This is a genomic window from Mesorhizobium sp. M0016, from assembly GCF_040324035.1.
In the GTDB taxonomy this organism is placed as follows: Bacteria; Pseudomonadota; Alphaproteobacteria; order Rhizobiales; family Rhizobiaceae; genus Mesorhizobium.
Window position 1 is genome coordinate 102,672 of record NZ_JAMYVM010000008.1, and the last position, 13,238, is coordinate 115,909.

Consider the following 13,238-nt stretch of genomic DNA (forward strand, 5'->3'; position numbering starts at 1 on the left):
GAGATGAACGGTCGACACCGGCGCCCGGCGGGCGGCGGCTATTACTTCAGAGCCTTGATCGCGTAATCGATGAGATCGTCGGGCATCGCCCGATTGGTCTTGGCAAGGCACTGCGCCACCATTTGCGGGTGGCACAGAATGACGGTGGCGGCGCCGAAGCAGCGCGATGCGGTGACCGGATCCTGGTCGGCAAACTCGCCGGCCTCGATGCCCTCGCGGATGACCTCGGCAAACAGGTCGTGAATGCTGTCGATATGCTTGTCGATGACGCCCCAGTCGCGCTCGAGCGCGACGATGACCATTTCGTGGACCTTCTGGTCGTCGAGCATGACTTCCAGCGTCATCTTGTACTGCGCATGCACGTAGCGGCGCAGCCGCTCCTCGGCGCTGATCGGCAACCGGGAAATCTCGTAGGCCATGTTGTAGCTGGCGAGGAGCATGCGGCCGCAGACGGCCTGGTGGATTTCGACCTTGGAGGCGAAGAAACGGTAGATGTTGGCCGGCGACATGCCGAGTTCGCGGGCGATGTCGGCGACATTGGTCTTGCCGTAACCATAGTGCCGGAACAGGCGTTCGGCACAGTCGAGAATGCGGGTGACATTCTCCTGGCGGGTGGCGTCGGCCATTATGCTGGCGGCTTCGGACATGGCTCTCTGTCGATTTATGAGTGACGAATTTAAACTTTCGTCAGTCGTAAATCGAAAAGAGGGAAGTGTCAATGCGAATTCGACGTACGCGTATAATTTGGTGACAGATGGTGACAGAGGGTGTGCGCGAACTCGACCTTGCGTGCCGTTGCGCTCTGGAACTAAGATCCCTTCGCCATTTCCCGCAGCTGAAACTTCTGGATCTTCCCCGTCGATGTCTTCGGGATCTCGGCAAAAATCACCGCCTTCGGCACCTTGAAGCGGGCGAGCAGCGCGCGGCAGTGTTCGATGATCTCGGCCTCGCTTGCCACCTTGCCGGGCTTCAGCTCGACATAGGCGACCGGCACCTCGCCCCATTTGTCGTCTGCCTTGGCGACGACGCCGCAGGACGCCACGGACGGGTGTTTGTAGAGGGCCTCCTCGACCTCGATCGATGAAATGTTCTCGCCGCCGGAGATGATGATGTCCTTGGAGCGGTCCTTGAGCTGGATGTAGCCGTCGGGATGCATGACGCCGAGGTCGCCGGAGTGGAACCAGCCGCCGGCAAAGGCCTCTTCGGTCGCCTTCCTGTTCTTCAGATAGCCCTTCATGACGATGTTGCCGCGAAACATGACCTCACCGATCGTCTCGCCGTCGGCCGGCGTCTTCTGCATCGTCTCCGGGTCCATCACGGTCAGGCCTTCGAGTGCGGCATAGCGCACGCCCTGCCTTGCCTTCTTCTGCGCCTTCGATCCCTTGTCTAGATCGTCCCAGGCGCCGTGCCATTCGTTGACGACCGCCGGGCCATAGGTCTCGGTCAGCCCGTAGAGATGGGTGACGGCAAAGCCGGCATCGGCCATGCCCGACAGCACCGCTTCCGGCGGAGGTGCTGCCGCCGTATTGAAGGTCACCGTCTGGGGGAACGTCCGCTTGTCCTCGTCCCTGGCGTTGATCAGCACCGACATGACGACCGGCGCACCGCACAGATGCGTCACGCCGTGGTCGGCGATGGCATCATAGATCGGCTTCGGCCGCACCCAGCGCAGGCAGACATGGGTGCCGGCCTGGACGGCCATTGTCCATGGGAAGCACCAACCATTGCAGTGGAACATCGGCAGCGTCCACAGATAGACGGCGTGCTTGGCCATGCCGGCATGGATGGTGTTGGTGTAAGCCATCAGGGCAGCGCCGCGATGGTGGTAGACGACGCCCTTCGGATTGCCTGTCGTGCCGGAGGTGTAGTTGAGCGAGATGGCGTCCCATTCGTCGTCGGGCATCGACCAGGCGTAGCCCTGGTCACCGCCGGCGACGAACGCCTCATAGTCGATCGCGCCGATGCGCTCGCCCTTGGGATAGGGTGCATCGGCGGCATAGTCGGGATCGTCATAGTCGATGACCAGCGGCTTCACCTTGGCCAGTGCCAGTGCCTGTTTGACGACAGCGGAAAATTCGCGGTCGACGATGAGCACCTTGGTCTCGGCATGGTCGAGCTGGAACGCGATGACGGCGGCATCGAGCCTTGTGTTGAGCGAATGCAGCACCGCTTTGGCCATCGGCACGCCGAAATGCGCCTCCAGCATGGGGGGCGTGTTGGACAGCATGACGGTCACCGTATCACCCTTGCCGATGCCGCGCTTCGACAGCGCCGAGGCCAGCTTCAGCGAGCGCCGCCAGAAGGTGCGATAGGTGATGCGCTGGCTGCCATGGATGATGGCGACATGATCGGGATAGGTGCTTGCCGCCCGCTCCAGATAGGTGAGCGGCGTCAGCGGCTGATGGTTGGCGGCGTTCTTGCCGAGATCCTGCTCGTAGGGACTGCCCATCCCGTGCTCCCCGAATTTTCATTGTTGAGAACTTCTAACCATAGGTTCCCGCCACGTCACCATCGGCGATTCCCGACCGGGCACATTTGGCGCAATGATCGTCCAGATTCGATGGCCAAAAAGGTATCGTGTACCCACGCCAATTTGACTTTTGTCGAGAGCCGTGAATAATGTCAGCCGAGGAGACGGCATGGCGATCCGACCGGCAGAACAGCTTATACACAAGGCCGCATGGCTCTATTATGCCCATGGCCTGCGCCAGGACCAGGTCGCCAGCCAGCTTAACATCTCCCGCGCCTCGGTCGCCATGTATTTGCGCAAGGCGCGCGAGACCGGCATCGTCAACATCTCGACCTCGACGCAGCTGTTCACCGACGACGTATTGGCACGCCAGCTCGAGGACGCGCTCAAGCTTGATGCGGTGTGGATCGCGCCGGAGAATGCCTATGTCGTCGACCCTTCGACGGACGTTGCGGTGCTGGCGGCGGGCGTCTTTCTCGAACTGGTCAAGAAGGGCGACCGGATCGGCGTCGCCTGGGGCCGCACCGTCTACACTATCGCCGACGTCATGTCCTATGCCGACCTGCAGGACGTCACCGTTGTGCAGCTCTGCGGCAATCTCGGCGCGCCCTACTCCTACCGTCCCGACCAGTGCACGATGGAGATCGCCCGGCGGCTCAACGCCAAGGGCCTCAATTTCTACGCGCCGCTGGTGCTGACGACGGAATTGCTGGCGCATGGGCTGCGCGCCGAACCGGTGATCCGCGAACAACTGGCCGATATTGCCAACTGCGATCTGGCGCTCTATTCGGTCGGCACCGTCGACGCCGACAGCCATGTCGTCAAATGCGGCGCGCTCAGCCCCGGCGAGATGGGGCTGTTGCGCGAAGCGGGCGCCGCCGGCGTCGTTGCCGGCCAGATCATCGATGCCACCGGCAAGGCGCTCGACTGCAGCTACAACCGCCGCGTCATCTCGGCCTCGCTGTCGTCACTGCGCCAGATCGAAAAGCGGCTGATGGTGGTGCAGGAAGACAGCAAGTTCGAACCGCTGCTCGCCGCGCTCGCCGGCGGACTCTGCACGCATCTCGTCGTCGGCGCCAGCATGGCGCGGCGGCTGCTCGACCATGCCGGAGCCAGTGCGGGGGCAAAAAAGGCTTCCTGACCAACGAAATCCCAGCAGCAGGCGCATTGTCATCAAGGCGTCGCGGCACTCCTGTTCACAGCAACATCAAAGACAGCAAAGCGGACATAGCGACATGAAGAACCTTTGGAATGACGGCGACGCGGAAAGACTGGTTGCCGACTATGCGAAAAAGGGCGTTGCCCGCGACCTCGCGCTGCGCGTCTACACGACCCGGCTGCTCGGCGGCGAGCCGCGGCTGGTGCTGCATGGCGGCGGCAACACCTCCTGCAAGACCAAGGCCACCGATCTCGTCGGCGACGAATGGGATGTGCTGTGCGTCAAGGGCAGCGGCTGGGACATGGGTGTGATCGAGCCGCAAGGCCTGCCGGCGGTCAAGCTCGGCGCGCTGCTGAAGGCGCGTGCGCTGGCCAGCCTCGCCGACGAGGACATGGTGGCGCTGCAGCGGGCGAACCTCATCGACCCCGCCTCCCCCAATCCATCGGTCGAGACGCTGCTGCACGCCTTCCTGCCGCATAAATTCGTCGACCACACGCATTCGACCGCGATCCTCGCCATCGTCGACCAGGCGGACAGCAAGCCGCTGATCAAGACCGTGTTCGGCGACAAGATGGGGTACGTGCCCTACATCAAGCCGGGCTTCGACCTCGCCAAGGTGGCCGCCGATGTCTACGACGCCGACCCCAGCGTCGAAGGCCTGATCCTCGACAAGCATGGCATCTTCACCTTCGGCGACGCTGCGAAGCAGGCCTATGACCGCATGATCCATTATGTGAACGTGGCCGAAGACTATGTGGCGAAGAACGGCAAGCCGAAGGCAGCGAAAGCCGCACTGCCGGCCAAGCTCGCAACGCCGGCAGCGATCGCGCCGATGCTGCGTGGCGCGGTGGCGGTGGCGCGTGGCGAAGGCCGCTTCGACCGCATGATCAGCGACTTCCGCACCTCGGATGCCATTGTCGATTTCATCAATTCGGCCGGCATTGCAGACTATGCCGGACGCGGCGTGTCGACGCCCGACCTGTCGATCCGCATCAAGACCGGACCGATGGCGGTTCCGGCGCCAGACGCCGACAAGATTGGCGACTACAAGGCCGTCATCAAGAGCCATGTCGACGCCTTCGCCAACGACTATCGCGCCTATTTCGAAACCAACGATGCGCTGGACGACGTCCAGCGCACCATGCTCGACCCGATGCCGCGGCTGACGCTGGTGCCGGGCCTCGGCATGTTCGGCCATGGCCGCACGCTGAAGGATGCGAAGATCGCATCTGATGTCGGCGAGATGTGGATCGAGGCGGTGCGCGGCGCCGAGGCCGTCGGCAGCTTCCATCCTCTATCGAAGGCCGACCTCTTCCCGCTGGAGTACTGGTCGCTTGAGCAGGCCAAGCTCGCCTCCAACAAGCCGAAGCCGCTGACCGGCCAGGTGGTGCTGATCACTGGCGGCGCCGGCGCGATCGGTGCTGCGACGGCAAAACTGTTCGCCGCCAATGGCGCGCATGCCGTCGTCGTCGATCTCGATGCGGCCAGGGCGGCCGAGGCGGCAAAGGCAGCCGGCAACAATTCGATCGGCGTCGGCGCCGACATCACCAACCCGGCCGAGCTGCGCGCCGCCTTCGACAAAGCTGTCGCTGTCTATGGCGGCGTCGACATTCTGGTCTCCAACGCCGGTGCCGCCTGGGAAGGCCGCATCGGCGAGCTCGACGATGCCCTGCTGCGCAAGAGTTTCGAGCTCAACTTCTTCGCCCACCAGTCGGCGGCGCAGAACGCGGTGCGCATCATGCTGGAACAGGGCACCGGCGGTGTGTTGTTGTTCAACACCTCCAAGCAGGCGGTCAACCCGGGTCCGAAATTCGGCGCCTATGGTGTGCCGAAGGCGGCGACGCTATTCCTGTCCCGGCAATATGCGCTCGACTACGGCGCGCACGGCATCCGCTCCAATGCGGTCAACGCCGACCGCATCCGCTCCGGCCTGTTGACCGACGCCATGATCGCCAGCCGTTCCGGCGCGCGCGGCGTGTCGGAGAAGGAATACATGTCGGGCAATCTGCTCGGACAGGAGGTGACGGCAGAAGACGTGGCGCAGGCCTTCCTGCACCAAGCATTGGCCGAACGCACCACCGCCGATGTGACGACGGTCGACGGTGGCAACATCGCCGCAGCGCTGCGCTAGACATAGACCTGGAGCGGTTCATCGTTCACCAAAACGACGAACCGCTCTCCCACCTGAAGGACTCCAGGCGGAGAACTGCTTTTGCAGGTCGTGCTGAAAAACTGCTCGAACTGGTCAAAATCCACTCCAATCCTTGGCCTATTGCTCGACCACTTTAGGGCGCGCCTTGTGTTTCGCATGCGAGCTCCGACCCTGATCCTTGGTGGAGTTGTCGATGGCTGCGAAGAGACTTCGTGTCGGCGTGCTGTTCGGCGGGCGCTCCGCCGAGCATGAGGTTTCGCTGCTTTCGGCAACCATGTCATGCGTACTCTGGATCGGCGAAATACGACTCCGTTCCCACCTTCGTCACCCGCGAAGGCCAATGGCTGCTAAGCGATTTCAAGGACGGCGCGCTGGCGACACCGTCTGATGGGACGCAGCTTTGCCTGCCGCCGGGCGGGCATGGCGGATGCTGGCGATCCCGCCAAGGGCGCCGCATGACCTGCCTGCCATCGAATATGGTGTTCCGGTGCTGCACGCCTGCATGGCGAGGACGGCGCGGTGGCTGGTGCGCGTCGGGCGGTCATGATGCAGGGGCAGATTCCTAACAGATATTGTTAGATCTTGTTGGCTGCATTATAATGTGGGTATGAAAAACGAACCTATGCGCACCCTCACCATATCCCTTACCGCGCAGCAGATAGCTCGCCTGCAAAGCGCTATCGAAGGTGGCGGTTATGCTTCCAACAGCGAGATTGTCCGCGACGCCCTGCGCTTATGGGAGCAGCGCGAGGAATTGCGCACGCTCGAACTCCAGCACTTGAAGCGGGCCTATGCCGACGGGATGGGCAGCGGCAAGCCAGTGGCTGTCGACCACACCGAGTTCATTCGCAGCCTGAAGGCAGAACGCCGCGCCCGTGGCTAGCCATCGGCTCACACCGCGCGCTTCGCAGGATTTGCGAGACATCTGGCACACCATCGCCGCCGACAATGAAAAGGCAGCAGACAGACTGTTGATGCGCATTTTCGAAAGACTGGAGCTGGCGGCGCAGCACCCCAAGATGGGCAGCGCACGGCCCGAGTTAAGCGCAACGGCCCGCGTGCTCGTCGAAGACCGCTATATCATCATCTACGAGCCGCAGCCCGATGGTGTTATCGCTGTGGCGATTGTCCCCGGGATGCGCGATCCAGACCATTGGTTGTAGGCCGGCAGGCTTACCATCAATATGAAAAGAGCGGCCCATAGCCGCCCTTCGCATCTATCAGACGACCGATCCTACTTCGCGTTCGGGTTCGGCATCCAGGCCGGCATGGCGACATCGGCATGGGCGAATTGCGGCAGCTTGGCCGACAGGTCCTCCATGTTCTTGATGTCCTTGTCGATCAGGTCCTTCTGGGTGATCAGCGTCGGCGGCACGATGACGTTGTGGCCGGGATCTTCACCGGCGAGCAGCTGCGCCAGCGCGCGCACCGAGACCTGGCCGACGACGGCAGGGTTGGTGGCGGCGGTGGCGGCCCAGGCGCTGTCGGTCTCGCGCATGGCCGCGATGTCCGAGGTAGAGATGTCGGCGGAGTAGATCTTGATCTTCTTGTTCAGCCCCGCCTCGTTGACGGCGATCTTCACACCCTTGGCGAACTCGTCATAGGGCGCGAACATCACATTGATGTCGGGATGCGCCTGCAGCACCGACCGCGCCTGGTTGGCGACCGAGTTGGCGATCGGGTTGTCGAGCGTGCCGAACATCGCGACTTCCTTGATGCCGGCATGTTTCTTCTTCACGTCGACCCAGGTCTCGTTGCGGCGGTCGAGCGGCGCGATGCCAGCGACATAGACATAGCCGGCGTTCCAGCTCTCGCCATTGTCCTTGACCGCCTGCTCGAGCGCCAGGCGCGCAAGGTCCTTGTCGGACTGTTCGATCTGCGGGATCTTGGGGTTTTCGACATTGACGTCGAAGGCGACGACCTTGATGCCGGCATCGACCGCGCGCTGGGCGGCGTCCTTCATCGATTCCGTCAGCCCGTGCTGGATGATGATGCCCTGCACGCCGAGTGCGATGGCCTGGTCGACCATGTCGGATTGAAGGGCGGCGTCCTGGCGGCTGTCGAGCACGCGCAGATCGATGCCGAGCGCCTTGGACTGGGACTCGACGCCCGAGAGATAGGCCTGGAAGAAATCGCCGGTCGAGAGATAGCGCACCAGCGCGATCTTGACGCCGGGCTTGTCGAACGGCGCCGGCTTGTCGGCGGCAAAGGCCGGGACCTGCATCAGCATTGTTGCGCCGGCCAATCCGAGCGCGACCTTCCCCAAAAGTCGTCTTGTGATGTTCACGTTCTTTCCTCCGTTTGTTGAACCCAAAACTGTCCCGGCAGCCATTCTATCTCCTGCCCCGGCCGGAAAGGGCGAAGGTAAAGACAAGGGCGACGACGAGAACCACGCCCTTGACGAAATCCTGCGTGTAGTAAGGCGCGTTCATCATCGTCAGGCCTTGCAGCAGGATGCCGACGAACAGCGCGCCGATGGCGGTGCCGAAGGCGTTCGGCTTGGCGGCGCCGAGCACCGCGTAGCCGATCAGCGCCGCGGCAACCGCATCGAGCAGCAGATTATTACCCGACGCGATGTCACCGCGTCCAAGCCGTGCGGCCAGCAAAATCCCGCCGATCGAGGCAAAAACTCCTGAAATGACGTAGGCCCAGATTTTGTATGCCTTGACAGGCGCGCCGGCGAGTTCGGCGGCCCGTTCATTGCTGCCCACCGCATACATCATGCGGCCGAAGCGTGTGTATTCGAGGAAGAACCAGATCAGCACGGCGAGCACGATCAGCACGACCACGGAGACCGGAATGAGGTTCGGGATGAAGAAGTCGAAGCGGTGGCGGCCGAGCGCCAGGAAGGCGTCGGAGAATTTGCCGTTGGCGACCGAGCCGTCCGGCATTGTCATACCGGTGGCGATGGAGCGTCCTTCAGTCGGGATGCGCTGGAGGCCGACGAGCAGGAACATCATGCCGAGCGTCGCCAGCAGATCGGGCACGCGCATATAGACGATCAGCCAGCCATTGATGAGGCCGACAAGGGCGCCGATGAGCAGGCAGATGAGGACAGCGACGACAACGTTCTGCTCCAGCACCACCATGACATAGGCAGCCGCCATCATGGCCGATGTGGCAACCGAGCCGATCGAGAGATCGAAGCCGCCGACAACCAGTGTGGCGGTGACGCCCAGCGCCAGCACGCCGGTGATGGCGACCGACTGGAAAATGAAGACGGCACTTTGCGGCGAGACGAACCCGTCGGCGGCGATGGCGAAATACGCGATCAGCCCGAACAGAAGCACGATGAACCCGTAGCGGATAGCGTAATCGCGCAGCGTCATTCAGCGCCCGCCGTCAATACCCAACTCAAACCCGTGCACTCCATTCCAACCCTCAGTTCTTCAATCATCGTGGCTCAGGCCGCACTGTGCAACGGCCCGCCCGCGACTTCGGCCAGCAGACGGTCGAGATCGACATCGGCGTTGCGGTGTTCGCCGACGATGGTCTGCTCGGACATCACCAATATGCGATCGGCCGTCTCCAGTGCCTCGTCGAGTTCGGTGACGAACAGCAGCGTGGCGCGGCCATTGGCGCTGGCCCTCAGCTTGGCGGCGATGTCGCGCCTGGCGGAGATATCGACGCCCTGGAACGGTTCGTCGAGAATGAACAATCGGGCGTCCTGCGCCATCCAGCGGGCCACCATCACCTTCTGCTGGTTGCCGCCCGACAGAGTGGTCATGTCGTCCTTCTCCGAGCGGCAGACGATGCCGAGATCCTCGATCTGCCGGCGGGCAATAGTGCGTTCAAGGCCGCGTTTGAGAACTGAAAAGCGCGACATGCGCTTGTGGAAGGGCAGGCTGATGTTTTCCTGGATGTTGAAGCCGCCGACGATGCCGTTTTCGCCACGGTCCTTGGCGACCAGAAACACGCCGGCGGCGATGGCTTCGCCCGTCGACCCAGGCGCATAGGGCTTGCCATATAAAGTCATCGTACCGGACAGCGGCTTGCGCAGGCCGAACAGCGTCTCGGCGAGCGCTGTCTTGCCGACGCCGACGAGGCCGGTAATGGCAACGACCTCGCCGTCGCCGAGAGTCAGCGAGAATGGCCGGGCACCAGGGGCGATGCGGAAGGCATCGACGGTCAGGATCGGCTCGGCAGAACTCCTGGCTTCGATGCGGTCAAGATGGATCTTGCGGCCGAGCATGGCGTTAACGGCGCCCTCATAGTCGAGAGGCTTGCTATCGAAGACGCCTGAGATGACGCCATCGCGCATCGAGACGATGCGGTCGGCCAGCCGCCTGATATCCGACATGCGATGCGAGATGTAGAGGATGGCGACGCCCTGCTCGCGCAAGCGGTCGAGCAGCGCAAACAATCGGTCGGCCTCGGCGCTGGACAGCGACGAGGTCGGCTCGTCGAGGATCAGCACTTTCGGCTGGTGCGCCATGGCGCGCGCGATGGCCACCATCTGGCGATCGGCCAGCGACAGGTCGCTGATGCGGGCCTTGAGGTCGATGGCGAGCCCCATGCGGTCGGCCACCGCTTTGGCTTCGCGGCGCACCCGGCCGGGGTTGAACAGCAGCGGCGCGCCCTTGCCGGTCAACCGGTCGAGCGTCAGATTGGTGGCGACATCGAGATCGGCGACGACGCCGTCATTGATGTTTTGGTGCACGGTAACGACACCGGCGCGGATCGCCTCTGCCGGCGTGTTCGGCGCAAAGTTGCCGCCAGCGAGGTGCATGATGCCGCCTTCATGGTCGTAGACGCCGCTGATGATCTTGACGAGGGTGGACTTGCCGGCGCCGTTGGCGCCCATCAGCACGGTGATCTCACCGGCATGCAGTTCGAGCGAGACGCCGCCAAGCACCTCGATATGGCCGAAGGATTTCCTCAGCCCGTCCACGCGGAACACGGCATCATTGCCCATTCGTTCCTCCCTGAAGATGACGCTATGGGCTACGTCATCAATTGTCAACTCGATTGACAATTGCCAGTCAGCTTCCTAGCTTGGCCTCACCGCCATCGCTCCACTATGATTGGAGCGAGCAAGCGGGAGGGTGAGGAATGACTGCGAAATTGCCGTTTGAAGCACTGTCGGTGGAGACGCTTGCAACGCGCCTCGGTACGAACGAAGCGCTGTGCGCCAAAATCGGCAAGGGCCCTTGGAAGGTGCGCGAGGTCGGCGACGGCAATCTGAACCTCGTCTTCATTGTCGAAGGCGGCTCGGGTGCGGCCGTGGTCAAGCAGGCCCTGCCCTATGTTCGCCTCGTCGGCGACAGCTGGCCGTTGCCGCTCAAACGCTCCTTCTTCGAGTATCACGCGCTGACGCGGCAAGAGGCGCGCGCGCCGGGCTCGGTGCCGGCGATCCTCCATTTTGACGAAGCCCAGGCGCTGATCATCATGGAATATCTGGCGCCGCCGCACATCATCCTGCGCCGTGCCCTGATCGACGGCCGCGAGTTGCCAAATATCGCCCGCGACATCGGCCTGTTCATGGCCCGCACTTTGTTCCGCGGCTCTGATCTCTCCATGCCCACCAAGGACCGCAAGGCCGACCTGGCGCTGTTTGCCGACAATGTCGAGCTCTGCGGCATCACCGAAGACCTGGTGTTTTCCGACCCATATTTCGATGCCAAGCTGAACCGGCACACCTCGCCGCAGCTCGACGGCCTGGTTGCCGAACTGCGCGCCGACCGCGACCTCAAGGTCGAAGCGCAGCGGCTGAAGCATATCTTCGCCGCCAACGCCGAGACGCTGCTGCATGGCGACCTGCATTCGGGCTCGATCATGGTCACCGACACCGAGACGCGGATGATCGATCCGGAGTTCGCCTTCTACGGTCCGATGGCCTTCGATGTAGGCATGCTGCTCGCCAATTTCTGGATGTCCTACTTCTCGCAGCGCGGCCATGAACAGAAGGGCAAGCGTGACGCCATGCGTGCCTATCTGCTCGGGGTGACCAACGACACCTGGACGGTGTTCCGCGCCGAGTTCTCGCATCTATGGCGCACCGAGCGCACCGGCATGCTTTACCAGAAGAGCCTGTTCGAGGATCAGGGCGACATTCTCGCCTCGGAGCAGGCGCTCGACCATGTGCTGCACCAGATCTGGACCGACCTCTTGGGCTTTGCCGGCATCGAGGTGCACCGGCGCATCCTCGGCCTCGCCCACAATGCCGATTTCGAGACCATCGAGGACGAGGATCTGCGAGCCTCCTGCGAGGCCAAGGCGCTGAAATTCGGCCGTCACATCGCCGTCAACCGGCGCCAGATTCACGGCATGGACGAGGTCAATAATCTGGCCGCTTTGATCGAACGGGAGAGCAGGATTTGAACGTCGGCGAGCGCCACTACCGCACCATCTGGCTGAGCGACGACCAGCGTTCGGTCGAGATCATCGACCAGCGCTGGCTGCCGCACGAGTTCCGGGTCGAGACGATCGGGAGCGTTGCCGGCATCGCCACCGCGATCCGTGACATGTGGGTTCGTGGCGCGCCGCTGATTGGCGTCACCGCGGCCTACGGCGTCGCCATCCAGATGGCGGACGATCCGTCTGACGAAGCGCTCGACGCGGTCTGGGAGACGCTGCACAAGACGCGGCCGACTGCGATCAATCTACGCTGGGCGCTGGACGAGATGCGGCGGTTCCTCAGGCCGATCGTATTGGGACAGCGCGCGGAGGCGGCCTATAAGCGCGCTGCCGAAATCGCCGACGAGGATGTCGATCTCAATCGCGCCATCGGCGAGAACGGGCTTGCCATCATCAAGGAGATCGCGGCACGCAAGAAGCCGGGCGAGCCGGTCAACATCCTCACCCACTGCAACGCCGGTTGGCTGGCGACGGTCGATTACGGCACCGCCACGTCGCCGATCTATCTCGCCGTCGAGGCCGGCATTCCGGTCCATGTCTATGTCGACGAGACGCGCCCGCGCAACCAGGGCGCCCAGCTGACCGCCTGGGAGATGGCCGGCCACGGCGTGCCGCACACGCTGATCGTCGACAATGCCGGCGGCCATCTGATGCAGCGTGGCGCGGTCGACATGGTGATCGTGGGCACCGACCGCACCACGGCCAATGGCGACGTCTGCAACAAGATCGGCACCTATCTCAAGGCGCTCGCCGCCTCCGATAATGAGGTGCCCTTCTACGTCGCTCTGCCCTCGCCGACCATCGACTGGACGGTGGGTGATGGCCTGACCGAAATCCCGATCGAGGAACGCTCCGGTGACGAGGTGTCGCTGGTCTGGGGCAAGACGGCGGACGGCAAGATTGCGCAGGTGCGGGTTTCGCCCGAAGCGACGCCGGCGGCAAATCCGGCATTTGACGTGACGCCGGCACGGCTGGTGACGGGGCTGATCACCGAGCGCGGTGTGGCCAAGGCTTCGCGCGAAGGGTTGAAGGCAATGTTCCCCGAACGCGGATAATCTCCCCCTCGAGGGGGGAGATGTCGCCAAAGGCGACAGAGGGGG

The 13,238-nt window shown here is 63.1% G+C and carries 11 protein-coding genes and 1 pseudogene; 7 read left to right on the forward strand and 5 right to left on the reverse strand.

Annotation, left to right across the window (positions count from 1 at the left end):
- Window positions 1–41: 41 nt before the first annotated feature.
- Both NKJ88_RS14570 and NKJ88_RS14575 read right to left on the reverse strand, forming a co-directional pair.
- Complete coding sequence (locus tag NKJ88_RS14570; protein WP_352444466.1) at window positions 42–647, reverse strand: TetR/AcrR family transcriptional regulator; 606 nt, start codon at window positions 645–647, stop codon at window positions 42–44.
- A 161-nt stretch (window positions 648–808) separates the two neighbouring features.
- On the reverse strand, window positions 809–2,449 hold the full coding sequence (locus NKJ88_RS14575; protein ID WP_023709942.1) for an acyl-CoA synthetase: 1,641 nt from the start codon (window positions 2,447–2,449) through the stop codon (window positions 809–811).
- A 190-nt stretch (window positions 2,450–2,639) separates the two neighbouring features.
- Here NKJ88_RS14575 and NKJ88_RS14580 point away from each other — a divergent pair, with 190 nt between their 5' ends.
- The 5 genes and pseudogenes from NKJ88_RS14580 to NKJ88_RS14600 all read left to right on the forward strand — a co-directional run bounded on the left by NKJ88_RS14580 (window position 2,640) and on the right by NKJ88_RS14600 (window position 6,944).
- Entirely contained in the window at window positions 2,640–3,611 is a 972-nt protein-coding gene (locus NKJ88_RS14580) for a sugar-binding transcriptional regulator (protein WP_023754042.1), read from the forward strand.
- Between the two features lie 94 nt (window positions 3,612–3,705).
- Window positions 3,706–5,760: a bifunctional aldolase/short-chain dehydrogenase gene (locus tag NKJ88_RS14585; RefSeq protein ID WP_023709180.1), complete on the forward strand. Its 2,055-nt coding sequence runs from the start codon at window positions 3,706–3,708 to the stop codon at window positions 5,758–5,760.
- Between the two features lie 214 nt (window positions 5,761–5,974).
- Window positions 5,975–6,309, forward strand: a pseudogene (locus NKJ88_RS14590) (D-alanine--D-alanine ligase A); the annotation flags it as partial.
- 94 nt (window positions 6,310–6,403) lie between these two features.
- Window positions 6,404–6,664, forward strand: coding sequence for a ribbon-helix-helix domain-containing protein (locus NKJ88_RS14595; RefSeq protein ID WP_023704832.1), 261 nt, complete (start codon window positions 6,404–6,406; stop codon window positions 6,662–6,664).
- On the forward strand, window positions 6,657–6,944 hold the full coding sequence (locus tag NKJ88_RS14600; protein ID WP_023704831.1) for a type II toxin-antitoxin system RelE/ParE family toxin: 288 nt from the start codon (window positions 6,657–6,659) through the stop codon (window positions 6,942–6,944). Before NKJ88_RS14595 ends, NKJ88_RS14600 begins: the two co-directional genes overlap by 8 nt.
- A 71-nt stretch (window positions 6,945–7,015) precedes the next feature.
- On the opposite strand, the gene NKJ88_RS14605 is transcribed toward NKJ88_RS14600, so the two are convergent.
- From NKJ88_RS14605 to NKJ88_RS14615, 3 genes are all read right to left on the reverse strand, one after another.
- The gene (locus NKJ88_RS14605; RefSeq protein ID WP_352444470.1) at window positions 7,016–8,068 is read right to left on the reverse strand and encodes a substrate-binding domain-containing protein; all 1,053 of its coding nucleotides are present in this window, start codon (window positions 8,066–8,068) and stop codon (window positions 7,016–7,018) included.
- Between the two features lie 46 nt (window positions 8,069–8,114).
- The gene (locus NKJ88_RS14610) at window positions 8,115–9,110 is read right to left on the reverse strand and encodes an ABC transporter permease (RefSeq protein ID WP_023668572.1); all 996 of its coding nucleotides are present in this window, start codon (window positions 9,108–9,110) and stop codon (window positions 8,115–8,117) included.
- 74 nt (window positions 9,111–9,184) lie between these two features.
- Complete coding sequence (locus NKJ88_RS14615; protein WP_023709946.1) at window positions 9,185–10,696, reverse strand: sugar ABC transporter ATP-binding protein; 1,512 nt, start codon at window positions 10,694–10,696, stop codon at window positions 9,185–9,187.
- Between the two features lie 137 nt (window positions 10,697–10,833).
- Here NKJ88_RS14615 and mtnK point away from each other — a divergent pair, with 137 nt between their 5' ends.
- Complete coding sequence (gene mtnK, locus NKJ88_RS14620; protein WP_023668574.1) at window positions 10,834–12,102, forward strand: S-methyl-5-thioribose kinase; 1,269 nt, start codon at window positions 10,834–10,836, stop codon at window positions 12,100–12,102.
- The gene (gene mtnA / locus NKJ88_RS14625) at window positions 12,099–13,193 is read left to right on the forward strand and encodes an S-methyl-5-thioribose-1-phosphate isomerase (protein ID WP_023668575.1); all 1,095 of its coding nucleotides are present in this window, start codon (window positions 12,099–12,101) and stop codon (window positions 13,191–13,193) included. The genes mtnK and mtnA overlap by 4 nt, the downstream gene beginning before the upstream one ends.
- Window positions 13,194–13,238 lie beyond the last annotated feature (45 nt).

What these genes read in the sequence shown, in the direction of transcription:
- NKJ88_RS14580 (WP_023754042.1), top strand. Translation starts at nt 2,640, where the DNA reads ATGGCGATCCGACCGGCAGAACAGCTTATACACAAGGCCGCATGGCTC.
- NKJ88_RS14610 (WP_023668572.1), bottom strand. Translation starts at nt 9,110, where the DNA reads ATGACGCTGCGCGATTACGCTATCCGCTACGGGTTCATCGTGCTTCTG.
- mtnK (WP_023668574.1), top strand. Translation starts at nt 10,834, where the DNA reads ATGACTGCGAAATTGCCGTTTGAAGCACTGTCGGTGGAGACGCTTGCA.
- NKJ88_RS14570 (WP_352444466.1), bottom strand. Translation starts at nt 647, where the DNA reads ATGTCCGAAGCCGCCAGCATAATGGCCGACGCCACCCGCCAGGAGAAT.
- NKJ88_RS14585 (WP_023709180.1), top strand. Translation starts at nt 3,706, where the DNA reads ATGAAGAACCTTTGGAATGACGGCGACGCGGAAAGACTGGTTGCCGAC.
- NKJ88_RS14615 (WP_023709946.1), bottom strand. Translation starts at nt 10,696, where the DNA reads ATGGGCAATGATGCCGTGTTCCGCGTGGACGGGCTGAGGAAATCCTTC.
- NKJ88_RS14575 (WP_023709942.1), bottom strand. Translation starts at nt 2,449, where the DNA reads ATGGGCAGTCCCTACGAGCAGGATCTCGGCAAGAACGCCGCCAACCAT.
- NKJ88_RS14595 (WP_023704832.1), top strand. Translation starts at nt 6,404, where the DNA reads ATGCGCACCCTCACCATATCCCTTACCGCGCAGCAGATAGCTCGCCTG.